Raw genomic sequence first — 16644 nt, 5'->3', positions numbered from 1 at the left:
CTTTAGCCCACAATCTCCCACAGCGTCTGCCTCAGATCGTTGAACGACTCCGGCGCCTGGCCTTGCTGAATCGATGCCTTGGGCGCCTCGCTGAACATCTTGTTCTCCCACTCGTAGGGCGGCTTGTCGAGAAAGTCCGGTTTGCCGGGCCACCAGGCTCCGGGCGCGAGGCCGAATGCCCGGGCGATCGCCTCGCCCATCCGCGCTCTGCCGTCCGCCGGCTGCGCGTCGATCCACTGCTCCATGCAGTCGGCGATCTGCATCGCCCCGCGCAGCACCTTGAGCCGGATCGAAGGGATCGGCCCCTGAAGGCCGAACAGCCGATCGCCGGGATAGAACATCGCGGTGCTGCCCTCCGAATCCGGCGTCTCGTACCAACGCTCCCCCCACTTGGTGCTTTCCCAATAGGTGAATCCGTCCACCCCTCGCGCCACGGCGGCAAGCGGGGAGAACACGGTGGCGAGCAGCGACGCGGAGATTCGCTCGGCGCTTCCGTAGGTCCAGATCTCGCAGCCGGCCGCGCGGAGCACGTCGACACTTTCCGGGAACCAGGAGAACATCTGCTGATTGACGACCCACAGCTTGATCATGTTCGCGTATTTATCGAAGTGCAGCCCGTAGCTCCAGCTGGCGTCGGTGCGGAAAATGAACCGGGCGCCGTCTTCCTTCTCGAGCACATCCTTCGACAGCTCGTAAAATATATCGTTGATTTTCTCGTCCCAGACGAACCGCGTCTCGTCGCCGTCATACGGGAAAAGCTTGTAGCGCTTCTTGTGGTTCAGGAACAGCTCGAACTTGGTGCCCAGCCATCCCTTCTCGGTGAAGTGCCGGTGGAATTCCTCCATGATGCCGGCAAATTCCGTGCGGTAGCCCTTCATCCCGAACTTGGCATAGTCCGCCGGCCAGTGGAAGTTGAACGGCAAATACATGTACGGAATCGGGATCGCGCCCCGCTTGGTATCCGCGAACGCGGAGCCGTCCAGATAAGGGCCGAAGTGCTCGTCGAACGCCGCCCAGTCCTTGACGCGCATCTCCTTGCCTTTGCCCGCAAGCTCGGGAGCGAAGGTCGGGGGCATCTTGCCGGAATGCTGGTAAGGCAGGTAGTGCAGCAGACAGCGATGCTCGTGCGCCATCCGATAAAACTGCCGCTCCGTCTTAAAGAAGGTGCCGTCCTCGTACCGGGTCGGATTGTCACGAAGCGCGTCCGTGCGACGGGATATATTGTCGGCGTAGCTGTTGAGATCGAGGATGATGCGAGACTCGTCCGGCACGGCCGTGCGCAGCACGCGGAGGCGAAGCTCGTGCGACTCCGTCTCGCCGTTCGCCGTCACCCGCAGCGCCCCCCGGTAATCGCCCGCCTGCGTGTCGGACGGTATGAACAGGTCTACCCATACGGCTGCGTATGCCTGGTTCTCGACGCCGTTGCGCGCCGCGATCCGGGACAGACTGCGCGGCCCGTCTCCCTCCTGGTCCAGCGGGACCAGCGCATCGGGATAATAGCGGCCTTGGACGCCGTGATACCACTGGGCATACCATTCAAACTCGCCTGCGCCGATCTCGCCATGCTCGCCCTTCAGCGCTTCGGCTTCAATACGGATGCCCTGCACGCCCGCATCGCCCAGCTTCACGACGACCTGAAAAGATACGTAGGCATTGCGCGGCGTCGTCAGCTCCGCGAGCGGCGCGCCCTGACCGGGGAGCGACCGCGTGCGCGACTGTACTTCGAGCGCCGCTCCGGTCTGCGGACAGATGCGGATCATATCGTGGATCAAGTAGCTGCTGCTCATGGCCGGTCTCCTTATGTCCGATTTTTAGAGGCATTAAGCGCCCCGACGCTGATATCTCCGGGTGCGAAGTCGGTTCCCTTGCGGTTCGTCGCCAGCACCGTCCTGCGCTCGCCGGGCAGCAGATTGAAGTAGTTGTCAGAGAACATCGTGTGATCGACCGGGCACTCCAGCTTGACGAAGCGGGCGAACGTATCCGTCTCGATCGAGACGACAATCCCTTCGGGCCGCTCTTCGTACGAGACCTGAAGCCGGCAAGGACCGAACCGCAGCTCCTTGTGCTCGGCAAAAAAGAAATGATTGTCGTAGACGTCGTCCCGCGCGCTGCGTGCGAACATGAAGTGCGCCCGCTTGTTGATGACGCCAAGGCGCCACTCTGCCTCCTCCGCCGAATATTCGACGATCTGCGCCGAGGAATTCGGCGCGACGCGCACCTCGAAGGTCTGCTCGTAGATCGGATGGCCGAAGCTATTGCGCACGCCGACCGTGATCGTGTCCTCGTATTGCTCGTAGCTGTCGTTCGTCATCCAGACGGAGATCCGGCCCCCGTCCTCCTTGAACGACAGCAGCAGCGGATGGAAGAACCGGCGCGCGTAGTAATAGGAAGCCTTGGGGAACAAATAATAGTCGATCATGCTCCAGCTGATGCCCGGCCAGCAGTCGTTGAGCTGCCAGATCAGCGATCCGCTGTTCTCCGGCTTGCGCCTGCGGAAGTGCTCGACGCCGAACTTCAGCCCTTCCGCCTGGCACAGCATGGAGAAGTCGATATATTCGTCCAGGTCCCGCGGCAGTCCGGTATAGCCCGCCATCGTGATGGTCGCCTTTTCCGGCTCGAAGTCCTTGTTGCGGTAATCCACCTCGAAGCTGCCGTAATACAGCTCGCCCTCCGGGATCGTGCGCCGCAGCGTCTCCTTCACCGTGCTGCCGTGAATGCCGAACTCGCTGCTGAACTTGGAGGTATCGTCCGCGTATCTCCTGTAGGAGATGCCGTATGGGGATACGTCCATCTTGAAGCCTTCGCCGTAATGGCGCGGGTAGACGTCTCCGGCCCACACGGCCCAATTGTGCGTATCCCCCTCGTCGAAGCCGTTCGGATCGTTGCCGCCCCACGGCGAGCTCGGCCAGTACAGCCGCGTCGGATCGAGCTTCTCCAGCAGCTCGGGCATCATTTCGTGGTAGATCTTTGCGCCGTAGAAGCGCGTGTCGCTGCGGTAGCGCATTTTTTCGCTGTGTATCGCCTGGCTCTCGTTGTTGCCCGCCCAGATCGCGATGCAGGGATAGCTGCGCAGCGCCTTCACATTGGCGACGATCTCCTTGCGCACGCTTGCCATGTACGCCTCGTCGTAATCCGGCACCTCGCTGCACGAGAACATGAAGTCCTGCCATACGAGAAGCCCCTGCCTCGAGCAGGCCCGATAGAACGCCGCCTTCTCGTAGACGCCGCCGCCCCATACGCGCAGCATGTTCATATTGGCTTCCCGGGAGAGCGTGACGAGATCTTCGTATCGCTCGTCCGGGACGGCCCCGATGAAGTTGTGGGCAGGGATCCAGTTGCCGCCCTTGGCATAGATCGGCTTGCCGTTGAGCATGAACGTGAACCGGGGACTTCCGCTCTCCGAGCGGAGACTGACCTCGATCGTGCGGATGCCGACCTCCTCGGTCGCCGTATCCACGATCGCGCCGTCCGCCTTGAGATTGACGGTAAGCGCGTACAAGAAGGGCTCTCCGTGATCGAAGGTCCACCAGAGCGCAGGCTGGTCCACCGTGAACCGCACCTTGATTCTGCCGTCCGTCACCTCCGTCTCGTGACGCACTTCGCCGTCCCGGCCGCGCAGGATCGTCTCCGCCGTCAGCCGCATGTCGGAGCAGCGGTGCCGCACCTCGGCTTCGACCTCTACCTCGGCCCGGTCCGGTCCGATCGACAGCGTCTTGAAGTGCAGATGCTCGAGCCTCGCCGCGTGGACGACCTTGAGGCGCGCTTCCTTCCAGATGCCGACGGTCACGATACGCGGACTCCAGTCCCACGAGAAATTGGTCGCGCACTTGCGCAGCCAGATCCGCTCGTAATTGATCTTGGCCCAGAACCGGGACACGTCCTGCTTAGCCGCGTATTCGACGACGGGATCGAAGCGGACGACGAGCACGTTGCCGCGATCCTTCAGCTTGCCCGAGAGCTCGACCGCGAGCGGGAGGAACATATTGTCCGACACGGCGACGGATTCTCCGTTCACGAACACCTCTGCGAGCGTGTCGAGCCCCTCCAGCTCAAGCAGCACCCCGGCGGTCTCCTTCCCCTCCGGACTGTCGAATACGGTACGGTACACCCACGTTTTTTTCTCGACCCACAGGCAGGCCTGATCGTTCGTCGAATAGTAGGGGTCCTCGATTCGCCCATGCGCCAGCAGCGCGGCGTGCACATCGCCCGGCACCTCGATCGCCAGCCACTCCGCGTCGTCGAAGTCGTGCCGGTGCACGGCATCCGGGATAGCCTCCCTGCCGTCGTACGCCTGAACCTTCCAATCCCGGTCGAGCCGGACAGTCTGCGTCTTGATCGGTGTCATCGCCCATTCCTTCCCGGTCTCTGCTGCGAACCGCTTTATTGTCCTTGTAGCTACCTACCATGTTAGAGAGGAAGACGTGCTTTATAAACAAGTCAATGCTGGCTTTTACTGAGTAACTTTTATCCTCCTCCGGCCAGCCTGTCGCGACCAAAAAAACCGCCGCAGCCGCCCTGAAATCGGGCAGTCGCGGCGGTCTTCGGACGAAGGACTAATTAAGGCTCATACACGTTGAACTCGTAGATGCTCCACCATGGCGATGCCGCCGCGGTCAGCACGACCTTGATGTACTGCGCCGTCTGCGTCGGAAAGGTGACGGTCTGCACATTGCCGCTGCCCGTACCGCTGGCGACGGCGGTGCCCCAGTTCGTGCCGTCCGAGGAGACGTACACCTCGAAGGCGCGGGGATAATCGTTGCCGCCTGTAGAGTCAAGCGTGATCTTGTTGAACGTCTTGGCCGAACCCATATTGACCTGATAATACCTGCCGACGGCCTGCGCCCCGCTGCTCGACCAGCGGGTGGACGCGTTGCCGTCGATGGCGAGGGAGGGCGAATAAGTCGTAGACGACGCCGTCGCGGTCCAGCCCGTACGGCTCAGCGCCGCGCCGCTCGAAGGCGTGGCCGACACCTGCGCGGAGTCAGCGCTCTCGCCGCCAGCGCCGAGCGCGCTGACGACGTAATAATACGTCGTCCCGTTGGTGACGGACGTATCGCCGTAGACGACACCGGTGACGCTCGGTGCGACGATGCTGTACGGCCCTCCGCTCACGGTGCTGCGCTTCACGTTGTAGCCGGTCGCGCCGGGAGATGCCGTCCAGCTGAGGTTGACGGTGCCGCTGCCGCCTGTCGCCGTGACGCCGGTCGGCGCCGCGAGCGGTATCGTGACGGACGCTTCGGCGGCATTCGGTCCCGTGCCGGACGCATTCGCGGCGGCGACAGTGTAATAGTAGGTCGCGCCCGGCGAAGCCGTGCTGTCGGTGTACGCATTGGTCGTAATGCCCGTGGCCAAGCTCGTGTACGGGCCGCCTGCGACCGTCGCGCGCTTCACCGTGTAGCCGGTCGCGCCGGACACGGAATTCCATGCCAGCTGGACGCTGCCGCTGACCAGGCTGGCCGTGAGGCCGGTCGGCGCAGCCGGCGCCAGGCTGAGTTCGTCGGCGCCGATGTCGTAGGCCGAGCCCGACGGCCGCGGCTGGCCGTCCATGTCGAACGGCACGTCGACCGGCAGCGCGTACCCGGTATCGATCGCCGCCGAGGCGGTGGCCGCGTTCAAGTGATAGTCGCCGGCGGCCGCATTGACCAGCATGCTTGCGGTGCCGTTCGTAATATTGTTGCTGCTGGTAGCCGTGCCGCCGTCGCGCAGCTTCACCGCTTTGTCCATCAGATTGTTGCGCACGTCGCCGCTGCTTCCCGCGAACCTGGACTCCACGGCGCCTACGCCCGACGGTACGCCCAGAATCGTGTTGTTGTACACCTTGAAGCCGGATGCCTTGTTCATGTAGACGCCCGCGTCTTCCGTGACGTACACGACATTGTTGCGCATGATGCCGCCGCGGTGCTCAAGCGAAGTATCTCCGTTGCGGAAATACTGCGCAGCGGTACCGCCGCCGCCGAACGACATGGCGATGGAGCTGTTCTTGAACACGTTGTTCTCGACGATCGTATCCATGGAATTGCCTTTGGCGAAAAAGGCATAGGCGACGCCGCCGGCCTTCTTCGCGTTCTGGAACGTGTTGCCCCGGATGATCCAGCCCTTGGAGGCGATCAGGTCGACGCCTTCCACGGAGCCGCGCTTGCCGCCTGCGGTATAGCCGATCAAGCAGTTCTCGATCGTGCCGTAGTCCGTATAAGGCAGATCCAGACTGCCTCCCGAGGTCGACTTGAAGCCGCCCTCTCCGTTGTCCCAGGTCTTCAGATGATCGGCGCGGAAGTAATCCGACCCCGAGTTCACCTGGATCGCATGGTAGTAGGAATCGCGGATCGTCATGTTCTTGAACGTGACATAGTCCGAATCGTTGACCTTGAAGTTGATGTCCATGCTCGAGGCGTCGATGCCCTGACCGGCGACGACCGTGTCGTCGTAGTTCGACGTCGCGCCTTGAATCGTAATGTTGTTCTTGCCGTTAATGTTGATCGTCGCCGTCTGGTTGTAGGTTCCCGCAGCGAGGGTGATGACTCGGCCCTGCGCGGGCGCCTGGTCGATCGCCTGCTGCAGCTGGGACAGCGACGTGACCGTCACGCTGTCCGGCGTCGGCACGGCGGTCGTCGCGCTGACAGGGTTGGACAGCCCGCCGTAGTTGCCCCCGTCATCATACGTCCTGACCGCGAAGTAATAGGTCACGCCCGTCTGGAGCTGATTGACCTGGTACTTCATCGTCGATCCCGGACTCTTTTGCGCCAGCTCATCCTCCGCCTGCGTCGCCGCAGCCCAATGGGCTTCGGTCGTGATCGGCGAAGTCGAGTACCGGACGTCGTAGCCCTCCGCCATGCCGACGTTGCCGTCGTTGCCCGGCGCCGTCCAGGTCAGCTGCACGCTGCGCGCGCCCGGATTCACCGCCTGCAGATCGGCTATCGCCGCGGGCGGCGTCGGATCGTTGGCCGCCGTCGTCACGGTCACGACGTTGGACAGGACCGAGGCGTTGGACACCTCGTCGAACGTCCGCATCGCGAAGTACAGCGTCGTGCCGGAGGGCAGCCCGGTCACCGCCAGCGTCTGCGTCGTGCCTGCGGGCGCCGGAGCCGGCTCGTTCGTCAGCTGCACGGCGTCGTTCCAATTGTTCTCCGTAATGCTGGACGTGTAGTAGCGGATATCGTACGCAGCCGCCGTACCGGTCGAGCCGTCATCGCCCGGAGCGGTCCACGACAGAATGGTCGACTTCCAGTTCGTACCGGAAGCGGACAGATCCGTGATCTGGCCAGGCGCCGTCGTATCTCCGGGATCCGCATACACCTCAAGCTCGACGGGCGTATTGACCAGATTCGTCTCCCCGGTGACCCGCACATGCCCGTTGGCCCAGGATCTGACGTATCTGGCGCTGACGGGCGTCGTCAGCACGATGTTTTTGCCCGAGCCGTCGGTCGGCTCCTGGTAGGCTGCATCGCTGCCCGCGCCGAGTCCCGCGCTGTTGTCCGTATCGTTGTTGAAGACGGTCGTGACGCCGGTTGCAAACGTCGGATCGTCCGACAGCTGCACGATATGATCGCGCCCCGTCCTGGCGATGCCCGAGACGCCGCCCCAGTCGTTCAGCACGTTGATCCGGCTGATCGCATAAGCGCGGCCGAGGTCGACCTGCACCCACTTGGGACCGCCCGCGACGCTGATCAGCGCATACCCGCTCGAGGTTCGCGTGCCGTCCGTCACCGCCGAGACGGAGCCGCTCGTCACCGTACCGTTCGTGGTGACCGGCTTGCCTAGCGCGACATTGACGGTCGACTCCAGCATGGTCTGCACCGTGTTCGAGAGGTCGGATTCGTTGCCGGCGTTGTCGCGCGTCTTCATGGCGAAGTAATATGTGGCGCCCGTCGTCAGTCCGAGCACCGTGAAGCTCTGCGTGGTGCCTGCCACCTGAGGCGTCGGCTCCCCGATCGCTTGGGTGGCGCTGCTCCAGTTCGATGCGGTGATCGGTGATGTGCTGTAGCGAATGTCGTACTGCGTCGCCGTACGCTCATTGCCGTCATCGCCGGGCGCCGTCCACGAGAGCGTGGCGCTGGTCATCGTCTTGGCCGTAACCCTGAGGTCGTCGGTCCGCGCCGGCGCGAACGTGTCCGTCGCGCTCAAGACGAGATAAGGCCGGTTGTAGGCGTTCTCGGTGCTGTTGAAGGTCACCGAACTCGCCTGGACGAGCGGATCGTGCAGCTTGAAGGATACGGTGTGATCCGACATCTGGGCGTTCACGAACGCCGTGACGTCGAATTCGTACCAGCCGGGCTGGCTGACCATAATCTTGCCCAGATCGACCGCACCGGCCTCGCTCGGGCGGTTGGCATTGGTCATGGTGCCCTCGGTCCATGCGTCGTCCTCGAGCCCTGTGACCGTGACGCCCCATGTCTTGCTCGGTTTGTTTTGCACGAACATCCTGAGCGTCGCGCGCTCCGCCGATGTGCCTGCGAAGCCGGAATAATCCGCCTTGACATAACCGTAGTAGACGCTGTTGCCGTTGTTCTGAATGATGAGGGTGGTGGAATTGCCGTATGCGGCGGCGCCGGCGAAGTTCACGTCGTCGGACGGCGTGAACTCGGTGGCCGAGCTCGACTGCATCGTGACGGAAGCCACGTTGGACAGCCCAGAGACGTTGCCCTGGTCGTCGATCGTCTTCAGCGCGGCGTAGACGGTCGCGCCTGCCGTCGGTCCTTCGACCTTGAGCGTCTGCGTCGTCCCGCCGACCGCCGGCTGCGGCGAGTCGTAAATTTTCTGGGCGCTGTCCCAGTTGGCGGCCGTAATATTGCTGTTCGAATAGCGAATATCGTAGGCGTACGCCGTGCCCGTCATGCCGTCGTCGCCCGGCGCCGTCCACGTGAGCGTGAACGTGCGCGAGGTCGGACTGCCGGCTGCCAGGTTCGTCGTCGTCGCCGGCGGCGTCGTCTCGTTCGGCATGAACTCGTCGGCGCCGACGTCGTACGCGCTGCCGTACGGACGGGCATTGCCGTACATGTCGGTCGGCACGTCGGACAGCGTCATGCCGACATCGCGGGCTGCCATGCCGTTGAACGGATGCAGATGGTAGTTGCCGTTCGCCGGATCGACCAGCCAGCTCGCCGTCGCGCCCGTGATGTTGTTGCTCGCCACGGAGGTGCCGCCTTCGCGGTTTTTGACGGTGCCTGTGAGCAGGTTGTTCCGGACCTCCCCGCTCGTCCCCGCGAATCGGGGCTCGATGGCGCCGACGCCGGAGCCGGTGTTCAGAATCGTGTTGTTGTACACCTTGTAGTTGTTGGCCTTGTTCAGGTAGACGCCCGTATCCACCGTACCGAAGACGACATTGTTGCGGATGATGCCGCCGCGGTGCTCGTAGGTCTGGTCCTGGTTGCGGAAGTATGCCGCCCCCGTGCCGCCGCCGCCGAACGACAAGGCGATGAAGCTGCCTACGATTACGTTGTTCTCGAAGACCGTGTCGATGGAATTTCCTTTGGCGAAAATGCCGTAGCCGCCGCCGTTATTCGACGTCTTGGCGTTCTCGACGCGATTGCCGCGGATGATCCAGCCCCTGGAGGCGATCAGGTCGATGCCTTCCACGACGCTGCGCATGCCGCTCGTGGTGTAGCCGATCAGCGAGTTCTCGATGATGCCGTAATCGGTGTAGCCGTTGCTGTCGAAGGTCGTCTTGAACCCGCCTTCTCCGTTGTCCCACGTCTTCAAGCCGTCGGCATGGAAGTACTTAGAGCCCTGATTGACCTGGATGGCATGATAATAGGAATCCTGAATCGTCATGTTCTTGAATGTGACATAATCGGCGTCGTTGACCTTGAAATTGATGTCCATGGCGCTGTTGTTGATGCCCGGCCCCTTCACGACCGTCGCGGTATAATTGCTGCCGGCGCCCTGGATCGTGATATTGTTCTTGCCCGTAATATTGATCGTCGTCGACTGGTTGTAGGTACCCGCCGCCAGCGTGATGACGCGGCCGCCGGCCGGCGCGCCGTTGATCGCCGTCTGCAGCGCGCTGAGCGAAGTTACCGTGACGGCGTCCGCCGTCGGCGTCGCGATCGTGGCGGAGGCGACGTTGGACAGTCCCGAGACGTTGCCTACGGCGTCCGTCGTCCGGACTGCAAAGTAATAGGTAACGCCAGCCGTCAGCTCCGTCACCTTGAAAGACGCAGTCGTGCCTGCGGTCGACGGCGGCATCTCGCCTTCGGCCTGCGTCGCCGATGCCCAGTTGGACAGCGTGATCGGCGACGTCGAATAGCGTACGTCATAGCTCGCAGCCTTGCCGACCGCGCCGTCGTCGCCCGGAGACGTCCATGTCAGTCTGGCCGACTTGAACATCGCCTGCGTCGCCTGCAGGTCGGCGATGCTGGCCGGCGGCACGGCGTCGGTGGCCGGCGTCGTGAAGGTCACGACGTTCGAGAGCGGTGCCAGGTTGACCAGGTCCTTCGCTCGCAGCGCGACGTAATACGTCGTGCCCGGCGTCAGCCCGGCGATCGTGAAGGCTTCGGCGCTGCCGGCAGTCTTGGGCGCGGGTACGCCGGATACCGGCGTCGCGGAGGACCAGTTCGACGCATTGATCGCGCTGGTCGAGTACCGCAGATCGTAGGAGACCGCGGTCCCGGTATTGCCGTCGCCGCCCGGCGCCGTCCAGCTCAGCGAGATGGACTGCCAGGACACATGCGTGCTGGCAAGGTTGGTCACGGCGGCAGGCGGAGAGCTGTCCTGCGGGTCCGCGTATACTTCGACCTCGACGGGCGTATTCACGGTGTTGACCGCGCCATTGACCCGGACATGTCCGTTCGCCCAGTAGCGGACATAACGCGCGCTGACCGTATCGGCGAGATTGATGTCTTTGCCGCTGCCGTCCGCCGGCTCCGTATACTCGGCGTCCGACCCTGCGCCCAGGCCGGCACTGTTGTCACCGTCGTTATTGAATACGGTGACGACGCCGCTCGCGAAGCTCGCGTCGTTCGACAGCTGGACGACGATGTCGCGGGCGTACCGATACACATCGGCGGATGCCCCCCAGTCGTTGCGGATATTGATCCGGGCGACGTCGTATGCCATCCCCAGATCGAGCTGCGCCCACTTGGGACCGTCCGCCACGCTGTAGAGCGCGTATTTGTCCCGTGTCTTCACGCCGTCTGTCAGAGCGGAGATCGGCTGCCCGCTGGAGCTGATCTCGCCGTTCGTCGTGACGGCCTTGCCGAGCGCAATATTCGCGACCGGCAGCGTTGCCGACGAGACGGAGGTTGACAGGGACGATACCTGGCCCGAGCTGCCCACCGTCTTCATCGCGAAGTACAGCGTCGTGCCGGATGGCAACCCCTTCACCGTCTTGCTCTGGGTCGTCCCCGATGCTGCCGGGGCCGGCTCGCCGGTCACCCGCTTGACGACCGCCCCGTTGTCCCAGTTGGCACTCGTGATCGGCGAAGTCGAATAGCGGATGTCGTAGCCGCTGACCGCCGACGGTCCCGGGCTGGTCCAGGACAGCGTGACGCTGTTCACCGTCGGACTGCCCGCAGCCAGGCCGACGGCGCTCGGCAGCGACGTATTCGTCGCGGGGACGGCGGCGTATACCTCCAGCTCGACAGGCGTGTTGACGGTCTGGACCGATCCGTTCGAGGAACGTGTATGGCCGTTCGCCCATGACCGGACATAACGCGCATTCACCGCCGCGGAGAGCGTCAAGGTCTTGCCGCTGCCGTCGGTCGGCTCCAGATAGGCGGCGTCGGTCCCGGCGCCCTGGCCGGCCGTATTGTCACTATCGTTGTTGAAGATCGTCGTGACACCGCTTGCATAAGAAGGGTCGTTGGACAGTTGGACGATGATATCCCTGCCGGTCCTCGGCTCCGAGGCGGCCGCGCCCCAATCGTTGAGCACGTTCACGCGGGTGACGTCGAACGATTCGCCGAGATCGAGCTGGACCCACTTGGGACCGTCGGACGCGTCGATGAGCGCATAGCCGGACGACTGCCGGTCGCCGTCGACGAGCTTGGCGAGCGATACGGCGTTTTTGACGATGCCGTTCGTGGTGACGGTCGCCTGACCGAACGCGACGTTCGTCTCCGCCGGATCGGCATAAGCTTTGGATGCAGGAGCATAAGTAAGCGGGGCGGAAATCAGAGCGGCGATAAGTAAGGTAAATCCAGATTTCTTGACGATCGACAGCATGCTGACACATCCTTTTCATCGAATGGTCTTGCGTTAAATGCCGAATCCGATCACATCAATCCGATCTGCGGGCGTCTTCAATTCTTCCTCCTCCGTAACGTTAATGTCCAATCCCCGAAGCGCATCGTAACCCCCAGTCTCGTTGCCGGCACTTCTACCTCTAAGTTGTCACACATGCTGCATGCGTACCACGAGCCTAACTTGTCTTATACCCGGACATTTTCATACAAATTGCGCGACGGAAGCCTATGACGCCATAACAAAAAACCTGCCTCTCGTACGAGGCAGGCGAAGCGGTAGCGATCAGGCGAAGGTTCTGATAATCAGCCGGTGCAGATCGTCGTCCTGGAGCCGGTAGGTGCGGCCGTCCAACCGCTCCGCATCTGCCGAGGCGTGCGCGTCGGCCAGGCCCGTGCTCGTATACGTAATCTTCATCTCGTACGGACCCGGCACCGCGTACGGCACGCATTCCGCCCTGCGGCGCACCGCCTCCCTGACGGACGCGCCGATTTCCGCGCGCACCCGCTGCGGCGCCTTGAGCAGTCCCGCATACCTGCCCATTCCTTTTTTCGTCTCGTAAGTAAACACGGCTCCGAGCTGCCGCTCGGCTTCGGCGCAGGTCTTGTCGTCTCCGGATACGAACACGACAGGCACGCCGTGCAGCCCGAACAGGAGCGCGTCTATGCCGATCTCGCCGATCGGCGCTCCGTTGAACTCGATGCCGTAAATGTCCGCGTAGCTGAACGTATGCTCCAGTATCGCCTCTCGCGTGCCCGCCATGCCGTGATAGCCGATCAGCAGCGCACCGTCGAAGCCCGCATGAAGACCAGCGAACCGGTTGGACAACGGCAGCGCGCCGATGGCGCAGACAGCGGCGGGATGCAGACGCTCGAGCAGCAGATTGAAGCCCGAGCCATGCGCGTCCTTGACGATGATCTCGGTTGCGCCCGCCTCGACGAGCGCTTCTACGACGGCATTGACCTCGTCCGTCAACAGACTGCGCGCCTCCGCATAAAGAGCCTCATTGCGATAGAGTTGCTCCTTGAAAACAATGCCGGCGATACCTTCCATGTCCACGCTGACGTAAAATCGCATCGCGCTTCCTCCCTGTGGGCGCTGCGAGAGCGCTAGATTCCGGCCGCGTTGAACCGCTGCGGAAAATGCCGGTAGGCTTCGAGCTCGAAGGGCTCCGAGGGAACGGCCCACGGCACGCCCAGCTCCGAGAAAAGCTTGCCGGCGGCATACGCCGCCTTGATATCGGCTTCGATGCCGTGAATGTAGGCGCCCGGCATATCCTCCGCCGCCGAACGCGTGACGAAGGCGTCCGGAATCGTCCGGACCGTCCCCGACGATTCGAAGGCGCCGTTCGCGGCGAGCGCGAACCGTCTCGTCGACGCCAGCGAGACGTCGAGCCGGTCGTCTTCGCCGTCGATGGCGCGGATCAGATTCCGATACCGGCGCTCGAGCATGCCGCCCTCCGCACAATCATGCGCTTTCCCCAATCCGTATCGCCAGACGCGCACCTGATCGCCGTAATCCCACTCCAGCGCGCCCTCGGTGCCCTCGATGCGGATGCGCTGCGTCTCGGTCTCCCGCGCGCAGAGCGTGACATAATAGCAGAGCGGCGTGCCGTCGCTCATCTCGATGCGCATCGCGGACGTATCGTCGCTCTCGATCTGATTGGCGTGATACATCTCCGCCGTGACGCGCAGCGGCTCCGTCTGTCTGTCGAGCGCGCCGGCAGCCGTCTCGGCGAGCTTCAGCATGCTGTAGAGCAGGTGAGCGGCCGGATTGTGGAATGCGCCGTCCAGCACGAGCGCGCCGTTCGCCGACAGCTTGCCGGCCCAGGGCGTGCGGCCGTAATAGGCGGCCGTTCGCCGCAGCAGCGCGATCGCCTTGATGCAGCGAATCCGGCCGAGCTCGCCGGAGGCGACCGTGCGCTCGACGAGCGCCAGCGCCTTCGGGGACGGCGCCATGAAGTTGACGGCGCATAGCCTGCCGGTCCGCCCGGCAGCCGCGGCGATCCGATCGACGTCCTGGATGACGGCGGCCGGTGGCTTCTCCAGCAGCACATGATAGCCCGCCTCCATCGCGTCGACGCTCATCGGGACATGCAGCGGGATCGGCGTGGAGACGATGACAAAGTCCGCGCCGGACTCCCCGGCCAGCATCTCCCGGTAATCGGCATAGTGCCGGATGCCGCGCTCCGCCATGACGGCCGCCGCATTGTCTGGCAGCCGTACGTCGCTCACGGCGGCCAATTCGAGCAAGCCCTCGTCCGACAAGCGAACCAATTCATTCAGATGAACCCGGCCGAAGCCCCCCGCTCCGATCAGAAGCGCCGTGCGCTTGGACATCCGCTTCCCCTCCCTCTCCCCGGCGGCCTATGGCCGCCGCCAAAGAATGCGCTTGCTGAATGCTACACGCAGCAGATTCGCTCCGCCCGCTCGTCCGCCTCTACGGCCGCGCGCGAGGCGGCCCATATGTCCGCGCCGGTGAGCGCGGACGGCAGGCCCTCCAGCCGGTTCAGGAAATCTCCCGTGACGCCGACCGGAGCCTGGCGCAGCGGCACGCTCCTCAGCTCGCCGGACGGCTCGGACATGAGCAGCATCGCTCCCCTGGCGATCAGCGGGTCTCCCTGCAGCCGCAGCTCCGCAGTGCCCGCCGTGCCGACGGCGAAGATGCGTCCGTCGCCCCATGTCCAGTGCCGCTCCGGCGTATGCCAGTCGGCGTACAATTGGGCGATCGCGCCGCTCTCCATCCTCACGTTCAATTGGGCGACGTCGTAAAAGCCGGGATGCTCCGGCATCGTCCGCTTGACGAGATAGCCCTGACAGTCGGCGATCTCACCGTTCGTCAGCCAGCGGAGCAGGTCGAGATCGTGCACGAGCAGGTCCTGGATGATGCCGCCCGACAGCTCCCGGTCGAAAAACCATCGCGGCCGTCCGTCGGCGCTCAGCCGGTGGGGCTTGCGAATGCCGAGCGATAGGAGCCGCCCGAGCGCGCCTTCGTCGAGCAGCTGCTTCAGCGTGTATACCGCCGGGCCGAACCGCTGGGTCAGCAGCATGCCGACCTCGATCCGGCCGCGCCCGACGATGCCGCCCAGCCGGTCGAGACCGTCCCTGCACGTCACCGCCGGCTTGTCGAACATGATCGCCTTGCCGCGCTCCTCGCACAGCTCCGCGATGCCGATCTTGCGGCTGTTGACCGCCGCGCAGCCGACCAGACGCACGTCGTGGGTCAGTGCTTCGGCAATATGGCCGAGCAGCGGGACGTCGTACCTGTTCGCCAGCAGCCGCGCCAGCATCATATCCTCGCCCGCCTCTTCGTAGATGCCCGTACACCGGTAGCCCATGCCCAGCAGATCATCCATGAGCCTGATCAGATGCCCGTGCTGGCAGCCGATGATCGAGAACGCCGGTCGCTCCATGGTCTCGCCCCTCTATCGTTGCTATCGTTCAATGCCGTTCACGGCGCATGTTCGCGATGCATGCCCACGACGCCTGCTCACGACGAACGCTCACGGCGCATGCTCACGACGAACGCTCACGGCGCATGCTCACGACGCATGCCCGCGACGCACGCTCACTACGCACGATCAGGGCACGTGTACGGCAATCTCATGCTCCCTGCAAGCCTTCTCCAGCCAGCCCTCCGGCCGGCGGTTCGTGATGATGCCGGTCGCATCGGCCAGCGGCATGATGGTGAATAGAGCCGTCTTCTCCAGTTTGCTGTCGTCGAATACCGGGAACACCTCGCCCGAGCGCCGGATCAGAATTTGCGCGATCCGGACTTCCAACTCCGCATGCATCGTCCATCCGTGCGTCTCCGATACGCCGTCCACGCCGAGGAACATCTTGGTGATATTGATGCGCTCCGCGACGATCTCGGCGAGCGGCCCGATCAGCTCGTAGCTCTTGGCCCGCATGACGCCGCCGACCACGACGACCTGGACATCCTCCGCGTCCGCCAGCTCGCAGGCGATATTGACCGCGTTGGTGACGATGGTGATGTTGCGCCGGGCCTTGAGCGCGCGCGCGATGAGGAATGTCGTCGTCCCGCCGGTCAGGCAGATGACGTCTCCCTCCGACACGAGCGCTGCCGCCGTCTCCGCGATGCGCTCCTTCTCCTGCAGCTGGGCCTGCCGTTTGTCCGCAAAAGGCAGCTCGGCTGCCGCCTGCGCCGGCGCCCCTTCATAGACGGCACCCCCGATTGTCCGGATAATCGGTCCGGACCGCTCCAGCAGATCGAGATCGCGCCTCGCGGTCGCTTCAGAGCACTGCAGCGCGCCCGTAATCTCCTGAATCGACAGCCTCCCGCTGGCCTTGATCAGCTCCAGCAGCTTTGCCCTGCGCGCCTCGCCCTTCGACGTCGCTTCCATATACCGTCTCCTCCGCCCGTCTTCCGCGTATTTTTCTACATTGTGCAGGAGAAGTCGTTCGGATTGCAACAATGGCGCTGCCTTCGCATGCGGGAGTGCAGCGC

At 63.7% G+C, this 16644-nt stretch carries 7 protein-coding genes; all 7 read right to left on the bottom strand.

Annotated elements, in window-relative coordinates:
- Positions 1 to 2: 2 nt before the first annotated feature.
- Positions 3 to 1787, bottom strand: a complete 1785-nt coding sequence (locus VQ071_RS02670) for a hypothetical protein (RefSeq protein ID WP_340512294.1) — start codon at positions 1785 to 1787, stop codon at positions 3 to 5.
- An 11-nt stretch (positions 1788 to 1798) separates the two neighbouring features.
- Positions 1799 to 4345, bottom strand: a complete 2547-nt coding sequence (locus VQ071_RS02665; RefSeq protein WP_340512293.1) for a beta-mannosidase — start codon at positions 4343 to 4345, stop codon at positions 1799 to 1801.
- Positions 4346 to 4557: 212 nt separating this feature from the next.
- Positions 4558 to 12159 (bottom strand): fibronectin type III domain-containing protein, encoded by a 7602-nt coding sequence (locus VQ071_RS02660; protein WP_340512292.1) that lies wholly within the window; start codon positions 12157 to 12159, stop codon positions 4558 to 4560.
- Between the two features lie 303 nt (positions 12160 to 12462).
- Positions 12463 to 13254 carry a M55 family metallopeptidase gene (locus tag VQ071_RS02655; protein WP_340512291.1) on the bottom strand — a complete coding sequence of 264 codons (792 nt, stop codon included), beginning with the start codon at positions 13252 to 13254 and terminating at the stop codon, positions 12463 to 12465.
- Between the two features lie 32 nt (positions 13255 to 13286).
- Positions 13287 to 14516: a Gfo/Idh/MocA family protein gene (locus VQ071_RS02650; RefSeq protein ID WP_340512290.1), complete on the bottom strand. Its 1230-nt coding sequence runs from the start codon at positions 14514 to 14516 to the stop codon at positions 13287 to 13289.
- Between the two features lie 62 nt (positions 14517 to 14578).
- Positions 14579 to 15589, bottom strand: a complete 1011-nt coding sequence (locus tag VQ071_RS02645; RefSeq protein WP_340512289.1) for a Gfo/Idh/MocA family protein — start codon at positions 15587 to 15589, stop codon at positions 14579 to 14581.
- Positions 15590 to 15757: 168 nt separating this feature from the next.
- The gene (locus VQ071_RS02640; RefSeq protein WP_340512288.1) at positions 15758 to 16540 is read right to left on the bottom strand and encodes a DeoR/GlpR family DNA-binding transcription regulator; all 783 of its coding nucleotides are present in this window, start codon (positions 16538 to 16540) and stop codon (positions 15758 to 15760) included.
- Between the last annotated feature and the right edge of the window lie 104 nt (positions 16541 to 16644).

Source organism: Cohnella sp. 56 (assembly GCF_037963805.1).
Classification (GTDB): domain Bacteria; phylum Bacillota; class Bacilli; order Paenibacillales; family Paenibacillaceae; genus Cohnella.
Note: the sequence above shows the minus strand (reverse complement) of the source record. Positions and strands in the feature narration are given on the sequence as shown.

Coding starts and splice junctions, on each gene's coding strand:
- VQ071_RS02665 (WP_340512293.1), bottom strand. CDS start 4,345: ATGACACCGATCAAGACGCAGACTGTCCGGCTCGACCGGGATTGGAAG.
- VQ071_RS02650 (WP_340512290.1), bottom strand. CDS start 14,516: ATGTCCAAGCGCACGGCGCTTCTGATCGGAGCGGGGGGCTTCGGCCGG.
- VQ071_RS02660 (WP_340512292.1), bottom strand. CDS start 12,159: ATGCTGTCGATCGTCAAGAAATCTGGATTTACCTTACTTATCGCCGCT.
- VQ071_RS02655 (WP_340512291.1), bottom strand. CDS start 13,254: ATGCGATTTTACGTCAGCGTGGACATGGAAGGTATCGCCGGCATTGTT.
- VQ071_RS02670 (WP_340512294.1), bottom strand. CDS start 1,787: ATGAGCAGCAGCTACTTGATCCACGATATGATCCGCATCTGTCCGCAG.
- VQ071_RS02645 (WP_340512289.1), bottom strand. CDS start 15,589: ATGGAGCGACCGGCGTTCTCGATCATCGGCTGCCAGCACGGGCATCTG.
- VQ071_RS02640 (WP_340512288.1), bottom strand. CDS start 16,540: ATGGAAGCGACGTCGAAGGGCGAGGCGCGCAGGGCAAAGCTGCTGGAG.